The following is an 18336-nucleotide window of genomic DNA, read 5'->3' on the forward strand; positions in this document are numbered from 1 at the left end:
ATCCCGTCCACGATAATCTGCTTCACAATTGTAAGAGAAGCAAACAAATCTGTATACAATTATTCTAAATAAACACAATAGAAAAGTCAAATCATATTCCGGTCCTGAGCAGCAAAGAATCCCTCTTGCGGGATTCTTTGCCTACGGCGGGCTGCTCTGGCAATACGCTTCCTTTCCGCCGCAGTGCGATCTCCCGGAGGGTTTATTACATAGGAAAGTTTGGAGAACTTTCCTATGTAATAAGAAAACAGGGTATCGAAAATTTCGATACCCTGTTTCTTTCTTCCTTCATTCGGATTAATAATTTTTAGCTACCAGTTCAAAATAGGACTGGGGATGCGCACATACCGGACATACTTCCGGAGCTTTCGGGCCAACATGGATGTGACCGCAGTTACCGCATTTCCAAACCATATCTCCGTCTCTGGAGAAAACGATGCCATCTTCAATGTTAGACAGCAGTTTTAAATATCTCTCTTCGTGCTCTTTCTCGATCTTGCCTACTTCTTCAAATAAATAAGCAATTTGATCAAAGCCTTCTTCTTTTGCAGTCTTAGCAAAACCGGCATACATATCGGTCCACTCATAATTTTCACCGGCAGCCGCATCTTTCAGATTCTCGATCGTTCCCGGAACTGCACCGCCATGTAACAGTTTAAACCAGATCTTTGCATGCTCTTTTTCATTGTTAGCTGTCTCAAGGAACAGATTCGCGATCTGCTCATAGCCGTCTTTTTTCGCTTTGCTTGCGTAATATGTATATTTGTTCCTGGCCTGTGATTCACCTGCAAATGCAGCCATCAGATTCGCTTCTGTCTTGCTTCCCTTTAATTCCATGTTCGTTTCCTCCTTTTATTTTTCCTGTTTAATTTCAGGAATAATTCCTGTTATTAATATACCATCCCTGTCAGATAATGTCAACCGTTTTCGGTAAATTTTATTCCTGTTTTACCACTCGATCTCCGTACTCACATAGACATCCTGCACCGGCATCCTGCTGCTCAGCGCCGCGCGCACAGGAAATGTAGTGCAGTGGCAGGGATAAAGCTGCGGGATAGACTCCCGCTCCAGAAAATCAATCGTCCGCTCCGTCTGTTCGTCCATATCCAGCAGATGAAAACCGCCGATCAGGCCCAGAACAGGCCCTTTGCACAGCTCTCTGGCATACTGTATGATATTGCAGATTCCGCTGTGGGAGCAGGCTGTTATAATGTAGATTCCCCGTGCGTCCTGGTAAACCAGTGCGGTATCATCCATCATATAATCCGGTTCCGGACCAGTTTCCCCAAGCTTTTCATCAAATTGTTTCCGCGTCTCAAAGTCATTTGAGGATGGAATCTCGCCCAGAAAGAGCAGATGCTCTGAAATCTGCTTGGGTTCCCTGGATAAACGCAGGCTCAAACGCCCGTTTTCATATTCCTTCCAGACCGGAGAAATTCTTTTTTCTCCCTGCACCAATTTAACGCCGAACACGTCCGGATGGGCATAAACCGGCAGCCCCCTGGTATAGTCCAGTGCTGTAAATGCGCTAAACCCTCCTGTATGATCGCTGTGGCTGTGGGAGAACGCCGCCGCGTCTATCCTGGAAAGATCAATTCCGAAGGCATTGGCATTTTTCAGAAACAAATCGGAATATCCCATATCCCACAGCATGGAGAAGCCTCCATCCTGAATATAATACGAAAGCCCCGGCTCTCCCTGGTAATACTTTCCCACATATGTGGAATTATCCACTAATACTTTTAACTTCATATCCCACTCTGCCTTTCTCTTAAGCCTGCCCGATAAACTCTTTGATTTCTTCCAGTCTGCGTACCGCTGACTGATAGCCGTGGCCGTAATAACTGGTCAGTTTCTCCGCATTTGTTTCCATTCGTTTTACGGTAGAGCGAAGAGGCTGGATCACCAGAGCCTTTCCCTCTTCCTGGAGTTTCTTCAGCCCTTCCGTCTGTTTTTGATACATCTGCGGACGGTTTCGGATCGTTCGCAGAAGATTGGGATAGTCATGGTATTTCCTGGCAAACAAAAGATCCATTTGATCCGATGACCGCGGAACATAGCCTCTCTTGTGAGTCAGCACAACCACCACCTTATCGCATCCCTGGGAGAAAGCCCGCTCATAGGGAACCGAGTCGGCCAGTCCGCCGTCCAGGTAGGGAATATGGTCAATACAAACCATATTGGTCAGCAAAGGCATGCTGGAAGAAGCCTGTCCCAGCTCCATCAGACGCTTTTCTGAACTTTTTTCCGTATGATACTCGGCCTTTCCGTTCAGACAGTTTGTGACCACAATCTCATTGACAATCTCAGACTTGAAATAGGTCTGGAAATCAAATGGGAACAGCTTATATGGATATTCGCTGAATACCCGTTTCAAATCCAGAAGATGTCCGGTCCGAGCCAGACGCCTCAGTCCGTAGTAGCTGTTCTTTCTATTCTCATGTATCATGCAGTCCCTTGTCCGGCCGATCTGTTCCGACACATAGTCCACCGCGTTACATGCTCCCGCAGATACTCCCACAACATAGGGAAAATAAATATTCTGTTCCATCAGATAGTCCAGCACACCTGCAGTGAACACACCTCTGGTCGCTCCGCCTTCCAAAACAAGTCCGATCTTACTCATTCCGATGCCTCCATCTCCTGAAAATAATCTCTCAATAATATAAGGATACCACAGTTTTTCAATTTATTCCACCGTTTGGCAGGTTTATTGCAGCAAACAGCCGCGGTGCTTTGCCTGCACCGCGGCTGTTTTAAGTATCTTATCACTGTACATCCGCACAGCATTTTTATTTATCTAACGATTTACAATATGACTGCACTCTTTGCCGGTCAGTACTTCAACCAGGTTGTCGATTGCCATATCTGCCATCTTAAAGGTGGCAGCGCCGGTATGGGCGCCTGCATGGGGTGTGGCAATTACATTGTCCAGTTCAAACAGCGGAGAACCGGTCGGGGGCTCCACCTCGTACACATCCAGACCCAGTCCTGCTACCTTGCCGGATACAAGCGCTTCATAGACAGCAGCTTCATCCACAATACCGCCTCTGGCTGTGTTGATGATAATAACACCGTCTCTCATTTTGGAGATAGCCTCTTTATCAATCATATGTCTCGTACTGTCATTCAGGGGAAGGTGCGTACTGATTACATCAGCCTCCCGGATTACTTCATCCAAAGTTTTGACTGCAATCTGATTCTCTTTGCAGTACGCTTCATTCATGTAGGGATCATAGGCAATGACATTCATCCCAAAGCCCTGTGCACACCGGCCGACTACTCTTCCGATCGCACCAAATCCGATGATACCCATCGTCTTTCCATGGAGCTCCATCCCGCTGTGGCGGACCCAGTTTCCGGTTTTTGTCTGTCCGGATAAATATGGAATCGCCCGTGCCAGGGCAATAATCATGCCAAAGGCCAACTCTCCCACTGATTCGGAGTTGACTGCCGGTGTATTGGTAACATCGATTCCCTTTGCTCTTGCCGCCTTGATATCTACCGCATCATAGCCGGCGCCATATCTGGAAATGACTTTTAAGTTCGGGCAGTTCTCCAGTACTTTTTCTGTCACAGGGTCCACTCCGGCGATAAAACCGTCGCAGTCTTTTAAAGCTTCGATCAGTTCTTCTTCTTTCATCGGTCTCCCGAACGGATTAAAGACCAGATCTTCGGTAAAGCGTTTCAGTTTTTCAATAGCCTCCGGATTTTTCTCCGGTGTCATGGAGGTTGGGGTTACTAATACTTTCATCTGTGATTTCCCCCTACTTTACCAGAGCTACAGCTTCTGCGGTCAGACGGGTAATTTCTTCGAAGTTGCCGGAATTAATCAGTGTGTCCTTTACCATCCAGCTGCCGCCGCAGGCTACAATCTTATCCCATGCCAGATATTCGTTAATATTAGCCGCATTTACGCCGCCGGTAGGCATGAATTTCATGGTCGGGAATGCCGCTGCGATTGCTTTCATAGTAGGCAGTCCTCCCATCTGTCCTGCCGGGAAGAACTTCGCTACCGGAAGGCCGTACTCTACCAGCCACATAATCTCTGACGGCGTGCAGACACCCGGGAAATACGGAATATTATTCTTTACTGCATAGTCTGCCACTCCGCGGTGGAAACCTGCGGATACCAGGAACTTCGCTCCTGCCGCAACTGCGGTTTCTGCCTGCTCCACGCTGGTCAGGGAACCTGCTCCTACCAGCATCTCAGGGAAATTAGAAGAAATATCCTTAATAGACTGCTCTGCAGCTGCGGTACGGAAAGTAACTTCTGCTACCGGAAGGCCACCGTCGCAGAGGGCTTTCGCAAGCGGCACTGCGTCCTTTGCGTCGTCAATTTTAATAACAGGTACAATTTTTAATTCGGAAACTTTTGCTAATATATCCATTTTTTTCTCCTCGCTTTTCTTTATTATTTATTTCTCAGGGTCCACGGGATAATCCCTCACGTATAGGACATTCCCTCCCCTGATAATACCACATAATTGCTTTGTAATCATCTGGTTTTTTCATACCAGTACAGATATCTTGCGAATTTTCTATCGTAGCGCTCCCGTTTGGAAGGATCGGGCCGGATCGTTTCCACGGTCTCCACGTCAAAATCCTCCGCCTTCTCTATCACTCCCAGAAGCTCCAGAGCCAGAGCAGCGCCTCCAATCAGGGAACTGTGCTCCATATCCGCGACTTCCATGGGCTCTCCGAAAATGTCCGCACACATCTGGGTCCAGTATTTGGAATGAATAATACCGCCGGACAGCTTGATCCGCCTGGGCGTCCCGTTCAGTCCGGACAGCATCCGGTAGCAGTGATATACATTGTAAAGCGTTCCCTCCAGCACGGCATGATACATATCATTCGCTCTGTGAAAGGGCTTCACATCGAAGAAGGCTCCCTCTCTGTCATCCCGCCATCCGGGACATCTCTCCCCGAACAGAAACGGCAGAAATACAGGCGTCGTCTCCGGATCTCCAAACCCTGCCTCGATCTCGCCGTAGGAGGTTCCTGCCGGAAACAGCTCCTTTTTTACCCAGTCCACACAGTTACAGCAGCCCGAAGTCGCAGCGCCGGACAGCCATGCTTTCGGTGACATATAGCACCATGTACTGGGATTGTCAGGCAGAATCGGTTTTGCGGTCGTCAGCCGGATCGCAGCGCTGGTTCCCACAGAAAAGGTCATAACACCTTCCTTTAACGCTCCTGCGCCGATCTGATTCAGCCCTCCGTCTGATCCTGCCGTAATAACCGGAATACCCGGGCTCAGCCCCAGAAGTCCTGCTCCCTCTTCGTTCAGAGGCCTGGTTTCACGGTATGTCACCAGCTCAGAAAGCTGATCCTTAAGTATTCCAAGCTCCGACAGAAGCTCCGGATCGAACTGTTTTGTGTGGGTGTTGAGAAGACCGCTGCCGGCTGCCATACAGTCCATGACCGTACACGCTCCGGTCAGCCGGTAATTGTTATAGGTCCCCTGGCCCATGATCCGGTATTTACTCAGGTCATAACCCTGCTCCGACAGATATTTCAGCTTAAAAAACGGATAGATTGCATTGACCATACATCCGGTTTTCTGATAATAACGGCTCACATACGACTCATCCTTGCGCAGCGCGGCACAGACACCCGCCGCACCGGTAAAGGACCAGAGATATACCGGACTTGCCGGCTTCATATCCATCCCGCAGAGCATCAAACTGTGCCAGGTACCGGAGAGCGCGATCATATCAATCTCCCGTCCTTCGCACAGATCCCTGCCCAGCGCCGCCGTCTGCTGGAACACCTTCTCGCCGTCGTGGATCGTAATATCCTCATACATAGCCTCAAAGGCTTTTGTCTTCACACTCACCGCACCAGTCAGGGTAGAGTAAAGCATCGCCTTGGCAGAGGTGGTGCTGGATTCCAGTACCAGTATCAGCGCTTCCTTCTGTTTATCCTGTCTTTCCATCCTATCACTCCTTTATTTCTTCCCATACAGTGTGAAAGATGCCTTCCCTGTCAGTTCTCTCATAAGTGTGAGCGCCGAAGCAATCTCTGAGTCCCTGTACCAGATTCAGCGGCATATCGCCCATCCTGCAGGCATCCATATAGGTCATAGATGCGGTAAAGGCCGGCATACAGATTTTCTTTTCCATTGATAACAACGCTATTTTCCTGAGATTCTCCGACTGCTTCCACACCGGTTCCATGGATGGAGCGAACAGCAGATTGTCAAGCTCCGGTTCCGTTTCAAATACTTCCACAATCTCTTTTAACAGCTTTGCCCGGATAATGCAGCCGCCCTTCCAGAGGGAGGCTGAGGCTGCCAGATTAATATCCCATCCGAATTCATCCGAAGCCGCCTTTATCAGATTCAGTCCCTGGGCATAACAGCAGATAATCGAGGTGTAGAGTGCCTCCCGCAGCGCATCAATCACGTCCTGATCTGAAGCTGCAGTTCCCGCAGGCCCGCAGACCCGCTCTGCCTTTACCACACGGTGTTCGGAGAACTGACGCATCGCCACAGCCTGATAGATAGTGGGAATGTAAGCGCCTCTCTCCAGGCTCTCCAGCATGGTCCAGAGACCGGTTCCCTTCTGTCTGGCCACGCCTCTGATCCGTTCCACCAGCGGTGTGCCGTCCTCATCCGGTTTCTCCAGAACAGTAACCGTAATATCAATCAGATAAGAATTCAGCTCCGTATGCTTCCAGGATTTGAATACCCCGGCAATTTTGTCTGTGGAAAGGCCCATGCCTTCTTTCATAAAGTAATAGCTCTCTGCAATCAGCTCCATCACCGCATATTCAATGCCGTTGTGAACCATCTTCACATAGTGGCCGGCACCGTCTCTGCCCACGTAGTTGCAGCAGGATTCTCCGTCTGCAAGGGCCGCGGCGGTTTTCAGCATGCCGCCGCATGCCTTCCATGCCGTCTCATCTCCGCCTACCATCATACTGGGTCCCGTCAAGGCTCCCAGTTCTCCCCCGGAAACCCCCATTCCTACAAAATGCAGGCCCAGGCTCCGGTAATACTCCGTCCTTCTGTTGGTATCCTTATAATAGGAATTTCCCCCGTCAATGACAATGTCGCCGGGCTCCAGATAACCTTTCAGCTGTTCCAGCACCATATCCACCGGCCGGCCGGCTGTGATCATCATAATCACTTTTCTTGGTTTCTCCAGACTGTTCACAAACTCTTCTATATTCTGAAAAACATGATAAGACCCTGTTTCGCACTGAAAGCGGTCCCGCTCCCCCTCATCCTTACTGTAGAGAGCGGCGGCAAATCCTCTGCCAATAAAATTTTTAGCAAGAGAAGTGCCCATAACTCCCAGTCCGAGTACGCCCAATTGGTATGTAGCCATCGTTGTATTTCCTGCCTTTCTTTCTGCAGCAGGACATACCGAAAGTCCGGTTTGTCCGTCATTGTTCAAGTACGCCTCGGCGTACTTGCTGCGAGCCGCACATTCAGCGCACTGCGTGACAACGGGGATGCCTGGGGAATCACTCCCCGCAGCAGCCCCATTTACTCTTCTATCTATTTATCTGCACAGATATCCGCCGTCACAGGGGATCACTGCGCCCTGGAGATAATCGGATGCTGAGGATGCCAGGAAGCATGCAACACCGGATACATCCTGAGGAGTACCCCATCTCTTTGCGGGGATTCTGGCCAGAATCTCCGTATTTCTTGTCTCGTCATTGATCAGGGCCACATTCATCTCAGTCGCCATATATCCCGGAGCAATTGCATTTACATTGATGCCCTTGCTCGCCCACTCATTCGCGAAAGCCTTGGTGATCTGAGCCACCCCGCCTTTACTTGCCGCATAAGCCGGAACCGTAAAGCCGCCGAAGAAGCTTAACATAGAAGCAATATTTATGATCTTGCCGCTGCCCTGGGGAATCATAACTCTGGCTGCCAGCTGATTTAATGCAAATACGGCGGTCAGGTTGATGTTAATCACTGCATCCCAGTCTTCCAGCGGGAACTCTTCGCTTGGATGTCTTCTCTGAATACCAGCAGCGGTTACGAGAATGTCCAGTCCTCCGCCCATCATTTCAACTGCTTTGGCAAATGCATCCTCTCTATCGGCACGGTCACCAAGATCTACTGTTATTCCATGGCACTTAAAGCCTTTGTCTGCATAGCCCTGCGCAATTTCTGCTGTTTTAGGATTGATATCGAATAAAACAACTTCCACGCCCTCATTCATAAGGCCTTCTGCCATACCATTTCCAAGGCCCTGTGCGCCACCTGTGACAATGGCTTTCTTGCCGGAAATATCAAAAATACTACTCATGCGAAACTTCCTCCTTTGATTTCTACATACTCGTTTTGCTTGCTATATGGACTTACAGGTCATACCTGGGCCCTTCAAAGACAAAGCGCGAAGCTTCATCCCTGTTTACTTATTTCTGGTTGTAAGACAAGTCAAACACAGAAAATGTCTCACTCGTCTGTACTTGTCCGGACCTCTGAAACCTCTTCCCGCTTGTCGATATAGTTCTTCAGATTCAGAAGATGATCGGACATATGCTTCGCCGCCGCTTCTCCGTCTCCGGCTTCCAGGGCAGCTAGAATATCACGGTGGTACATGATAGCCTGATCCATCTTGTCCCTGGTATTAAAGAGCTGATGCTGAACCGTCACTTCACGGTTAATTAACTCCATGCTTCTGGCGATCATCCGGTTCCCGGTTGCTCTCAGAATCGCATGGTGAAACTCCATATCCTCATGGATAAATGTTTCCTTATCATGCATGCTGGTCATCATGTTAACCAGGCGGATCTTCAATTCATTCAGGCCTTCCTTGGTTATTCGCCTGGCCGCCAGCCGGCAGCTCTCCACCTCGATCATGACACGGAACTCCAGGAGCTGTTCCATATCCGAATTGACATACATTTTATCAATCTTCGTCAGGATGTCCTCCACCGGAATCGACTTGACAAACGTCCCTTTGCCCTGAAAACTTTCCAGGACTCCCACCGCCACCAGATGCTGAATCGCATAGCGCACACTGGCCCGGCTCACCTGAAGCTCTTCTGTCAGGACATTCTCGGAACTGATCCGTTCTCCCTGCTTCCACATACCGTTAACAATATTCTCTTTTAAATAATCCACAACCTGTTCGGTTATATTTTTATGCGCTGCATTCTCCAACTTGTCTGACAACTCCTTTATTTGCATTGTAGCACAGGGAGCGAATTTGTCAACCTTAATCCTCAAAAAAACAGAACATTTTTTACTTTCCATGCAATATAGTCAGAATTACCGCAAAAGCAGGCTCCCGATTGTGAACTTTCACAGGGAATCCGTATTTTCCAGCTATTGCTATCCATCCGGTGCAGAAAATAAGAGGTATCTTCTGTCCGGACATGGTAAAATAGAGAGTACGAACTTTTCATCATCTGACTGTTATAAGGAACAAACCAGGAAGGGTGGAGGTATCTGAATGAAGAGCGGCTTGTGAAATATCCCTTTGCTCATGCTCCCTGTCCGGAGCTTGAGTGGTACAGTGACGGCAATGCCTACAGCGAAGAGTATTCCAGTCAGATATGGATACCCATACTACTTGAGGAGGAAAGAAAATAAATGGTACATTTAGTTTACTGCGATAATATTGGAAAAAAAGGCGAAAAAGTGCTGGATAAAATTCTGGCAGGTACAAAAACCATGGTCGTACGCGGAGCAGCAGGAAGGAAGATTCCCCACAGCCGTGTATTTGAAGGAGAATCTCTTTATTTTATGGAGAAGGGAACCGGCAAAATCACAGCCGCTGCTGTTGTGAAAGAGGTAAAAAATTATGTAAAGCTGACCGATGAGGAAATAGACAGGATTCTGGATGAAAACCAGCCCTATCTGAATCTGTCGGAAAAGCAGAAGGTTCGCTGGCATAAAAAATGTCTCTGTCTGGTAGAATTTAAAGATGTGCACGAGATCGCCCCGCTGGATTTTGACCATCAGGGAAATATGGACGACTGGCTGATTATTGAAAAGATCGAGGATGTGGTCGTTGGTACGAGTATTCCATATAATTATGAAAAGTCCAAATTTTAAAATACAGGCCGCTGTGTGATTACAGCGGCCTGTACTAATATATTCTATGCTTCCAGCAGGAACCACCGATACCCTTTCTTCGTCTCATAGATATCCGCCTTGCTGGTTACCTCCCAGGGCGCGTGCATGGACAGGACAGCCACACCGCAGTCAATGACTTCCATTCCATAAAGGGCAGCTATGTAAGCTATTGTGCCGCCCCCTCCCACGTCCACCTTGCCCAGCTCCGCGGTCTGAAAGGAAATCTCATGATCATCCAGTATCCTGCGGATTCTGGCAATAAACTCTCCATTCGCATCATTAGAGCCGGATTTGCCCCGGGCTCCCGTATATTTGGAAAATACCATGCCTCTGCCAAAGTATGCGGTATTTTTCTTTTCAAAATAGCTGGAATAAGCCGGATCATAGGCTGCATTCACATCGGAGGACAACATTCTGGAATTGGACAATGCCCTGCGCAGCCTTAATTCCGTGTACACTCCCGCCGCTTCCATAACCTCCGCCGTGGCATTTTCAAAGAATCTGGACTGCATGCCGGTCGCCCCCACGCTCCCGATCTCTTCCTTATCCACCAGGATACAGCAGGCGGTCCTTTTTAGCGTCTCCCCGGACAGCTCTAACAGCGCCGCTAATGAGGTAAAGGCACAGACCCGGTCATCCTGTCCGTAGGCCATAATCATGCTTCGGTCCAGTCCGAACTCCCTGGCTTTTCCTGCAGGAACAGCTTCCAGTTCCGCGGAGAGGAAATCTTCTTCTTCCATACGGTAACGATCCTTCAATATTTTCAGGATACCATCCCTTACGGTGGCCTTTTCTTCCTCCACCTGGACAGGCCGGCTTCCGATTAAGATGTCCAGATCCTCCCCCTCAATCACTTTGGCTCCTTTCTTATCCATCTGGGCTCCCGCCAGGTGAATCAAAAGGTCAGTAATGCCAAAGACCGGATCTTCCGGTGCTTCTCCTATATTAACCTGAATCACTCTTCCGTCCTTCTGGGCTACAATACCATGAATGGCCAGCGGAATCGTCACCCACTGGTATTTCTTCACTCCGCCGTAGTAATGAGTATCCAGGTAAGCCATATCCGAATCCTCATACAGGGGATTTTGCTTTAAATCCAAACGCGGGGAATCAATGTGGGCTCCCAGAATATTCATCCCCTGTTCCATCGGTTCTTCACCGATCTGATACAGGATAATCGCCTTGCCCATGCATACGGCGTATACTTTATCCCCCGCGGCAAGTGTCCTGCCGCTCTCCCGCACCTTTTCAATATCCACATAACCGGCCTGCTCTGCCAGCCGTATCGTTTCCTTCACACATTCCCGTTCCGTCTTTCCCACATCCAGAAAATGACGGTAATCATCACAGAGTCTCTGCATCCGGGTTAAATCTGCGTCATCGTATTTGCTCCAGGCGTTTTTTCGTTCCATATCTGCTGTTCCTCCCTATTTTTACTCTGGTATCTATTCTATAGCTAGTCTCGTTATCTATTCCATAATCCCAGGCCTTACGCACTTTCCTTCCAAGCCATGCAGCCTCTAAATCCTTCGGATTTCTCGGTTTCGGGCTGCGCTTTCGATTAGTATACCATAACTGCAAAACGTTATGGTACCCTTCGGGGGATGTGCACTCCGCGCACTGGAAAAGGCCTACGGCCTTTTGCGCTTCGGCACTGGTATAATGTCTGTCGACATTATACCATAAACATCCCTTTTTCGACAAATCCGGTATAAAATATTGTTTCATAGAAAAGGCTCCGGAGAGCCGCATTCCTGTTCTCCGGAGCCTGTTTCTTCTATATATAAATACTGCTTAAGTTTCTCAGTCAATCTTGGGAAGGGTTGCAAATCCTTTTTCCAGTTCTTCGTCAGTCGGCACATAATCTGTCATTGTATGATTCTGGTATGCCATATAGGCTGACATATCGAAATAACCGGTACCCGTCAGGCCAAACAGAATCTTCTTTTTCTCTCCGGTCTCTTTGCATTTTAAAGCCTCATCCATAGCCGCACGTATAGCATGGGAGGATTCCGGAGCCGGGAGCGTTCCTTCGCATTTTGCGAACGTTGCCGCCGCCTCAAAGACCTTGGTCTGTTCCACGGAACGCGCGGTCATGTAGCCGTCATGATACAGCTTTGACAAAATAGAAGACATTCCATGATATCTCAGGCCGCCCGCGTGGTTCGGAGATGGAATAAAGCCGCTGCCCAGTGTGTACATTTTCATCAGCGGAGTCATTCTGCCGGTATCTCCAAAGTCATAAGCATATTTTCCTCTGGTAAGGGATGGGCAGGAAGCCGGTTCAATGGCAACAAATTCTATGTTGTTCTTACCTTCCAGTCTGTCCGCCATATAGGGAGCAATCAGACCGCCCAGGTTTGAACCGCCGCCGGCGCATCCGATGACAACATCAGGTACAATATCATATTTATCCAGCGCCGCTTTTGCCTCCAGACCGATCACGCTCTGATGAAGCAGTACGTGATTTAAAACACTTCCCAGCACATAACGGCAGTTATCCGTCTTTAACGCTACCTCCATCGCCTCGGAAATCGCGCATCCCAGTGATCCGCCGGTTCCGGGGTTTTCTGCCAGAATCCTGCGTCCCACCTCTGTGGTATCAGACGGGGATGGAATTACTTTTCCTCCATAGGTTTCGATGAGAGCTTTCCGATATGGCTTCTGTTCTGCCGATACCTTAACCATAAATACAGTCAAATCCAAACCAAAGAATGCACAGGCCATCGCCAGAGCAGTTCCCCACTGGCCGGCTCCCGTTTCTGTGGTGACACTGGTCAGCCCCTGTTTCTTCGCATAATAAACCTGAGCAGCGGAAGAATTCAATTTGTGAGAACCGGACGTATTATTTCCCTCAAATTTGTAGTAAATCTCGGCGGGCGTATCCAGCAGTTTTTCCAGATTATATGCCCGCACTAACGGGGAGGGACGATACATCTTATAAAAGTTTCTAATCTCCTCCGGGATCTCAATGTACTTATCCGTAACATTCATTTCCTGCTCCGCCAGATCATCACAGAATACCGGACGCAGTTCATCCACCGTGCAGGGTTTCAGGGTTGCCGGATTCAGGATGGGATCGGGCAGTTCTTTCATAAACGGCCGGATATTTAACCAGCTTTTCGGCATCTCGTGTTCTTCCAGATAAATTTTATAAGGGACTTTGCTCATTTTTCATTCCTCTCTTTCTATATGATTCATGATTTGTTGTTCTTGCTTTTTTCGTCTCAGTGCGCTTCCAGCGGAGCCTTTTCATACCTTTTCTGCCCGCCATACAAGCTCCGCAACCACTTCGCGGTTGCTCGCTTTACGGCTGTCCACGGCTCGTAGCTATAAAATTAGAGTTCGCAAAGCGAACTCTGCGCCTGAGGCTGGCCGCGTCAGCGGCATTTTCCTTTCCGCCTCAGTGCGCTTCCTTGCGGAGCTTTTTCATACCCAAGAAAAGACAAATTTTCTTGGGTATGAAAAAAGAGCCCTCTCCTATCACTAGGACAAAGACTCTGATTAATCGCTCTGCGGTACCACCTAAATTGTCTGAAATACAGACCACTCAAACTCATATACACATTCATTCATATATGCTTCCCGGATAACGGGTGAAGTCCCCGTCGGCCATTACTCGCTCATCGCTTTCCTGCCGCCCTCTTGAGCCCATTTACCATCTCTGCAATACGATGCTTCCACCTCTGCACCGCTCTCTGAAAATGCTTCAAAACAGCTACTCTTCTCAATCAATGGTTTACTGATACGTATGAAGTTACAAATTATGATAATCGAAATCAACCTTCTTGTCAATCAGTTTTTCAGTTCTATTTAAACGCCTTCCAGATTAAACGGAGGAATAAAACTCTCTTTTGCCGTTTCTCCTTCCTGAATAAATCCATTCTCCACCCCAAGTTCTATCGCATAGTCCACCACATCATCGTATTCCAGCTCTGTAAGGGTTCTGTCAAGCTCCGGAAATTGTGTTAAATTTCCGCAGGGGGTAAACTGATTCAGAATACTGATATAGATCTGATCCCGATAAGTTTCATAGAGATAGCGTATGACCTCCCTTGAATCTTCCGTATGACCCGGCAGGACAAGGTGTCTCACGATCACGCCCCTTTTCATCAGCCCGTCAGAGCTAAACTTCGGTTCTCCCGTCTGTCTCACCATTTCTTCCAGAGCCGGTACGGCGGCATCAAAGTAATCCGGAGCAGAAGAATATCTGGCTGCAAGTTCCGGAGCGGCATATTTAAAATCCGGCAGATATATATCAATCAGGCCCTCCAGCTGTTTCAGGGCGGAGACTTTTTCATATCCGCTGCTGTTATAGACAAAGGGCAGGGGAAACCCCTGTCGCTTCGCCGTCCCGATTGCCTCCACGATCTGAGGCAGATAATGAGTCCCGGTAACCAGGTTAATATTATGCGCCCCCTTATCCCGGAGCTCATAAAAGATTTCAACTAATCTGGATAGAGGGATTATCTTCCCGGCGTCTCCCCCAGCGATTTCTCTGTTCTGGCAGAACACACATCCCACACTGCATCCGGCAAAGAAGATTGTTCCGGACCCTCTGCTTCCGGTAATACACGGCTCTTCCCACATATGAAGGGCAGCCCTGGCAACCTTCAGTTCTCCATCCGAACGGCATCGGCCCCGTTCTCCCCGGTTTCGGTTTACTCTGCATTCTCTCGGACAGAGCGTACAGCATTCATATTCCGGGATCATCTTATTTTCCATCCATTTCATAGTCCACACAGGCACGGTTTGTCACCCAGTCTTTTGCCATCTCCTTATGGGCCTGATGAAGAGGATGATCCTGGAATTCCCTCAACTTCTCCATACTCTCATATTCTCCGTAAAACACAAAGTCGTGAGGACCCCCGGCCAGATTTTCACCAATCTCCAGCTTATAAACTCCGGGAATTAACCGGCCCATCCTCTCCGCCGATTCTTTCATAGCCGTCATTGCCGCTTCTCTCTTCTCTCCCCTGGCTTCTTCTGTCAAGGTCCAAAACACCATATGTCTGATCATGCTCTCTCCCGCCTTTGCGAATTTTTTTCTTATATGGTAACACATTCTGTATTCTAATAAAAGACCATCCTGCCGGTTAACTTTTGCCAGCGTTCCCCTCTGCGGTCCGCCTCTGCACTTGTTGACAACCTTTCTTCTTTATGCTTTAATTACAGATGTTAAAATTGGGGTTTGATAGTAGGAGGTACACTATGAAGAAATTAAAACGATTTTCCGCTCTCTTCCTTCTTTTCGCCTTTACCGTTTCTGCTCTGACAGGCTGCGGTAAAAAAGAAGAACAGGAAGTAAAAAAGGTAACCTTTGTCCAGCTGGCCGATAACGGTGCTTTTACCGATATGAAGGACGGCTTTGTAGCAAGAATGGCGGAACTGGGCTATGATGACAGCAATATCCTCTATGATACCAAGAATGCGCAGGGTGATGCCACTACGTTAAATTCTATCTGCCAGGAACTGATGGGTTCCGACGTTGACCTGATTGTTCCCATAGTAACGCCGGCCACACAGGCCGTCGTCAATGCGAATATCGAGTCCGGCGCAGAAAAACCTGTCATCTTCATTTCTGTGACGAATCCGGTGGGGGCCGGTGTCATGACAGAAATGGAAACACCGGATAAAAATGCAACCGGCACTTCTAATGCTGTTCCGGTGGATGAAATTTTTAAATTGGCTGACGAACTGACACCGGATATCAAGACGTATGGAATCGTTTATTGCAGCAGCGAAGTTAACGCGGTTCTAACGGTAGAAAATGCAAAAAAATATCTGGATGGTCAGAATGTAGCATATATTGAGAAAACAGTTGTCAATTCTTCCGATGTAGCACAGGCTGCCCAGGCCCTGGTGGGGGATGTGGATGCCATCTACGTACCCATTGACAGTACCGTGCAGACGGCAATGGATCAGTTGGCTTCTATCGCAAAGGATGCCGGGATACCTGTTTACGGCAGCTCTCCTGTCATGGTTGCTTCCGGCGCCCTGGCAACCGTCAGCGTAAGCGACAAACAGATCGGAGCCATGTCCGCGGATATGGCGGATAAATTCTTTAAGGGAACAGCCCTTAAGGATATCCCCGCTGTCACACTGGATACATTTACAACCGTGGTGAACAAAACTACGGCAGAGGCTGTGGGCGTTGACAGCAGCAAATATTCCGGCGACTCTGTTATCACTCTGGAATAAGGTTTTTCATCATGGAAGTAGATAAGACTCCCACCCCTATAGGTGGTGAGTAAATAACAAATTCGTCTTGGTGGGAGCCCAGTCTCCTTCCAAGATAAAGCCTCCGGCGGCTCGCAGCAAGTACGCCGAGGCGTACTTGAACAAGGTTGCGGCAAATGACAGTTTGCAGCAACCTTTTGTCCTATACATATTACAAGTCAGGGCATGCTGCCTTGCAGCATTGCTTATAGAGAAAGGACCTTGTTATGACTCTGATTATCGGTTCCCTCCAGCTGGGATTTATTTATGCCTGGCTGGCCCTGGGGGTTACAATTACATTCCGGATACTGGATATTCCGGATCTGACGGCAGAGGGAAGCTTCACCTGCGGGGTGGCTATCTCTTCTATTCTGTCGTTCCATGGTCATCCGTTCCTTGGCATTTTACTAGGTATCGCCGGAGGAATGCTTGCCGGCACCGTGACCGGACTGCTTCAGACCAAGGCTGGCATCCACCCTATTCTGGCTGGTATTCTGACCATGAGCGGTCTCTATAGCGTTAATCTGTTTATCTTGGGAGGACAGCCGAATATTTCTCTGCTTGGAAAGACAACCCTGTTCTCCTTTTTTGCCGACAAACTGGCCGGTATCGACCGCAATCTAATCAAACTGCTGATTATTGCTGTTATCTCCATATTGGCCATTGCCCTGCTCGTCTGGTTTTTCCGTACAAACCTGGGGCTCTGCATCCGCGCCACCGGGGATAATGAACATATGGTACGGGCTTCCTCCATTAATGTGGATTCCATGAAGATTATTGCCCTGGCAATCGCCAATGGCTTCATTGCCCTTTCCGGCGCGGTTCTGGCCCAGTATCAGGGCTTCGGCGACATTAATACCGGTGTGGGTATCATCGTTGTGGGGCTGGCATCGGTCATAATCGGCGAGGTATTCTTCGGACGGCGTTCTCTTGCCGTCAGCTTTATCTCCGCTCTTACCGGTTCCATCATTTACCGTTTTATCATTGCTCTGGCTCTTAAGACCGATTTCTTCCCGGCGTATGGTTTTAAACTCCTCTCCGCCGTGATTGTCGCGATCGCACTCTCTATCCCTGCCATTCAGCAGAAATGGGCGGAGCATAAGATTAAAAAGGAGGGAAAAGACCGTGCTTCAAATTAAATATGCAAAAAAGATATTTGACCGTGGAACACCCAATGAACAGATCGCTCTGGATGACTTAAATCTGACTCTGTCCCCCGGTGAATTTGTTACCATTATCGGTTCCAACGGCGCCGGCAAATCTACCCTTTTTAATGCAATCTGCGGAAACTTCTGGCTGGACGCAGGTCATATCATCCTGGACGGCAGGGATATCACTTACGAAAAAGAATACCTCCGGGCATCGGAAATCGGGCGTCTGTTTCAGGACCCCATGCGGGGAAGCGCTCCCCATATGACAATTGAAGAAAATCTGGCTCTGGTATATTCCAAGGCCAACCGCCGCCCCCTCTCTCCTGCCCTCAGGAAAAAAGACCGTGATGTCTTCTGCGAGCTTCTCTCCCGGCTGGACATGGGTCTGGAGGACCGGATGAAAACCCGGATGGGGCTGCTCTCAGGCGGTCAGCGGCAGGCTGTCACCCTGATCATGAGTACCATGATAACGCCGAAGCTGCTGCTGCTGGATGAGCATACCGCCGCGCTGGACCCTATTACAGCAGAAAAAGTATTAGCCATAACCAAAAGCATCATAACAGAAAAAAATCTGACGGCAATGATGATCACTCATAACATAAACTCTGCCCTGGAGCTTGGAACCAGGACGCTCATGCTGGAAGACGGCAGGATCGTTCTGGATCTGACCGGAGAAGAACGCAAGGCCATGACCGTCACCGGACTGATCGAGCTGTATCGTCAGAAATGCAGCAGAGAATTCGATACCGACCGGGTACTGCTGACAAAATAACAAAAGGGAATACTGCAAACGCAATATCCCCTTAAAATCATAATCTCTTTGTCTCTACTGCCCCGCGAGGGCTCTTTCACTTCCGAAGGAATCTTTCACCCGCAGCCCGGGCTGCGGTTTTCACCGGGCCGAAAAGCATA

Annotated in this window: 17 protein-coding genes and 1 other annotated feature; of the genes, 4 read left to right on the top strand and 13 right to left on the bottom strand. The window is 48.8% G+C overall.

Annotated features, from left to right (window positions below; all coding sequences use genetic code 11):
• Positions 1–297: 297 nt before the first annotated feature.
• From rbr to ABCW47_RS07870, 9 genes are all read right to left on the bottom strand, one after another.
• The gene (gene rbr / locus ABCW47_RS07830; protein WP_343209296.1) at positions 298–837 is read right to left on the bottom strand and encodes a rubrerythrin; all 540 of its coding nucleotides are present in this window, start codon (positions 835–837) and stop codon (positions 298–300) included.
• A gap of 111 nt (positions 838–948) precedes the next feature.
• Positions 949–1752, bottom strand: a complete 804-nt coding sequence (locus ABCW47_RS07835) for an MBL fold metallo-hydrolase (protein WP_343209297.1) — start codon at positions 1750–1752, stop codon at positions 949–951.
• 19 nt (positions 1753–1771) lie between these two features.
• Positions 1772–2626 carry a patatin-like phospholipase family protein gene (locus ABCW47_RS07840; protein ID WP_343209298.1) on the bottom strand — a complete coding sequence of 285 codons (855 nt, stop codon included), beginning with the start codon at positions 2624–2626 and terminating at the stop codon, positions 1772–1774.
• 174 nt (positions 2627–2800) lie between these two features.
• Positions 2801–3754, bottom strand: a complete 954-nt coding sequence (locus ABCW47_RS07845; RefSeq protein WP_343209299.1) for a phosphoglycerate dehydrogenase — start codon at positions 3752–3754, stop codon at positions 2801–2803.
• A 13-nt stretch (positions 3755–3767) separates the two neighbouring features.
• A complete protein-coding gene (eda, locus tag ABCW47_RS07850) occupies positions 3768–4391 on the bottom strand; it encodes a bifunctional 4-hydroxy-2-oxoglutarate aldolase/2-dehydro-3-deoxy-phosphogluconate aldolase (RefSeq protein ID WP_343209300.1) in 624 nt (207 codons plus the stop codon).
• A gap of 107 nt (positions 4392–4498) precedes the next feature.
• Positions 4499–5941 carry a gluconokinase gene (locus ABCW47_RS07855; RefSeq protein ID WP_343209301.1) on the bottom strand — a complete coding sequence of 481 codons (1443 nt, stop codon included), beginning with the start codon at positions 5939–5941 and terminating at the stop codon, positions 4499–4501.
• A gap of 4 nt (positions 5942–5945) precedes the next feature.
• On the bottom strand, positions 5946–7337 hold the full coding sequence (gene gndA, locus ABCW47_RS07860) for an NADP-dependent phosphogluconate dehydrogenase (protein ID WP_343209302.1): 1392 nt from the start codon (positions 7335–7337) through the stop codon (positions 5946–5948).
• A gap of 177 nt (positions 7338–7514) precedes the next feature.
• Positions 7515–8276 (bottom strand): SDR family NAD(P)-dependent oxidoreductase, encoded by a 762-nt coding sequence (locus tag ABCW47_RS07865; RefSeq protein ID WP_343209303.1) that lies wholly within the window; start codon positions 8274–8276, stop codon positions 7515–7517.
• Between the two features lie 149 nt (positions 8277–8425).
• Entirely contained in the window at positions 8426–9136 is a 711-nt protein-coding gene (locus tag ABCW47_RS07870; RefSeq protein WP_343209304.1) for a FadR/GntR family transcriptional regulator, read from the bottom strand.
• A gap of 432 nt (positions 9137–9568) precedes the next feature.
• Between ABCW47_RS07870 and ABCW47_RS07875 the strand changes: the two genes are divergently transcribed.
• Positions 9569–10033, top strand: a complete 465-nt coding sequence (locus ABCW47_RS07875; protein WP_343209305.1) for a hypothetical protein — start codon at positions 9569–9571, stop codon at positions 10031–10033.
• A 44-nt stretch (positions 10034–10077) separates the two neighbouring features.
• On the opposite strand, the gene ABCW47_RS07880 is transcribed toward ABCW47_RS07875, so the two are convergent.
• From ABCW47_RS07880 to ABCW47_RS07895, 4 genes are all read right to left on the bottom strand, one after another.
• Positions 10078–11466, bottom strand: a complete 1389-nt coding sequence (locus ABCW47_RS07880; protein ID WP_343209306.1) for an aminopeptidase — start codon at positions 11464–11466, stop codon at positions 10078–10080.
• A 391-nt stretch (positions 11467–11857) separates the two neighbouring features.
• A complete protein-coding gene (locus ABCW47_RS07885) occupies positions 11858–13225 on the bottom strand; it encodes a TrpB-like pyridoxal phosphate-dependent enzyme (RefSeq protein WP_343209307.1) in 1368 nt (455 codons plus the stop codon).
• A 313-nt stretch (positions 13226–13538) separates the two neighbouring features.
• Positions 13539–13798 (bottom strand) — a binding site (T-box leader).
• Positions 13799–13867: 69 nt separating this feature from the next.
• Complete coding sequence (locus ABCW47_RS07890; protein WP_343209308.1) at positions 13868–14779, bottom strand: radical SAM protein; 912 nt, start codon at positions 14777–14779, stop codon at positions 13868–13870.
• Positions 14769–15074 (bottom strand): Dabb family protein, encoded by a 306-nt coding sequence (locus tag ABCW47_RS07895; RefSeq protein ID WP_343209309.1) that lies wholly within the window; start codon positions 15072–15074, stop codon positions 14769–14771. Before ABCW47_RS07895 ends, ABCW47_RS07890 begins: the two co-directional genes overlap by 11 nt.
• A gap of 191 nt (positions 15075–15265) precedes the next feature.
• Here ABCW47_RS07895 and ABCW47_RS07900 point away from each other — a divergent pair, with 191 nt between their 5' ends.
• From ABCW47_RS07900 to ABCW47_RS07910, 3 genes are all read left to right on the top strand, one after another.
• Complete coding sequence (locus ABCW47_RS07900; protein ID WP_343209310.1) at positions 15266–16255, top strand: ABC transporter substrate-binding protein; 990 nt, start codon at positions 15266–15268, stop codon at positions 16253–16255.
• A 245-nt stretch (positions 16256–16500) separates the two neighbouring features.
• Positions 16501–17412, top strand: coding sequence for an ABC transporter permease (locus ABCW47_RS07905; RefSeq protein ID WP_343209311.1), 912 nt, complete (start codon positions 16501–16503; stop codon positions 17410–17412).
• Positions 17399–18196 (top strand): ABC transporter ATP-binding protein, encoded by a 798-nt coding sequence (locus ABCW47_RS07910; protein ID WP_343209312.1) that lies wholly within the window; start codon positions 17399–17401, stop codon positions 18194–18196. The genes ABCW47_RS07905 and ABCW47_RS07910 overlap by 14 nt, the downstream gene beginning before the upstream one ends.
• Positions 18197–18336: the final 140 nt, after the last annotated feature.

Origin of the sequence: Anaerolentibacter hominis (assembly GCF_032380675.1) — a bacterium.
GTDB lineage: Bacteria > Bacillota > Clostridia > Lachnospirales > Lachnospiraceae > Anaerolentibacter > Anaerolentibacter hominis.

Excerpts from the sequence above, each read along its gene's own strand:
- ABCW47_RS07865 (WP_343209303.1), bottom strand. The coding sequence starts at position 8,276 with ATGAGTAGTATTTTTGATATTTCCGGCAAGAAAGCCATTGTCACAGGT.
- eda (WP_343209300.1), bottom strand. The coding sequence starts at position 4,391 with ATGGATATATTAGCAAAAGTTTCCGAATTAAAAATTGTACCTGTTATT.
- ABCW47_RS07900 (WP_343209310.1), top strand. The coding sequence starts at position 15,266 with ATGAAGAAATTAAAACGATTTTCCGCTCTCTTCCTTCTTTTCGCCTTT.
- ABCW47_RS07905 (WP_343209311.1), top strand. The coding sequence starts at position 16,501 with ATGACTCTGATTATCGGTTCCCTCCAGCTGGGATTTATTTATGCCTGG.
- ABCW47_RS07840 (WP_343209298.1), bottom strand. The coding sequence starts at position 2,626 with ATGAGTAAGATCGGACTTGTTTTGGAAGGCGGAGCGACCAGAGGTGTG.
- ABCW47_RS07855 (WP_343209301.1), bottom strand. The coding sequence starts at position 5,941 with ATGGAAAGACAGGATAAACAGAAGGAAGCGCTGATACTGGTACTGGAA.
- ABCW47_RS07835 (WP_343209297.1), bottom strand. The coding sequence starts at position 1,752 with ATGAAGTTAAAAGTATTAGTGGATAATTCCACATATGTGGGAAAGTAT.
- gndA (WP_343209302.1), bottom strand. The coding sequence starts at position 7,337 with ATGGCTACATACCAATTGGGCGTACTCGGACTGGGAGTTATGGGCACT.
- ABCW47_RS07885 (WP_343209307.1), bottom strand. The coding sequence starts at position 13,225 with ATGAGCAAAGTCCCTTATAAAATTTATCTGGAAGAACACGAGATGCCG.
- ABCW47_RS07845 (WP_343209299.1), bottom strand. The coding sequence starts at position 3,754 with ATGAAAGTATTAGTAACCCCAACCTCCATGACACCGGAGAAAAATCCG.
- ABCW47_RS07880 (WP_343209306.1), bottom strand. The coding sequence starts at position 11,466 with ATGGAACGAAAAAACGCCTGGAGCAAATACGATGACGCAGATTTAACC.
- ABCW47_RS07895 (WP_343209309.1), bottom strand. The coding sequence starts at position 15,074 with ATGATCAGACATATGGTGTTTTGGACCTTGACAGAAGAAGCCAGGGGA.
- ABCW47_RS07890 (WP_343209308.1), bottom strand. The coding sequence starts at position 14,779 with ATGGAAAATAAGATGATCCCGGAATATGAATGCTGTACGCTCTGTCCG.
- rbr (WP_343209296.1), bottom strand. The coding sequence starts at position 837 with ATGGAATTAAAGGGAAGCAAGACAGAAGCGAATCTGATGGCTGCATTT.
- ABCW47_RS07875 (WP_343209305.1), top strand. The coding sequence starts at position 9,569 with ATGGTACATTTAGTTTACTGCGATAATATTGGAAAAAAAGGCGAAAAA.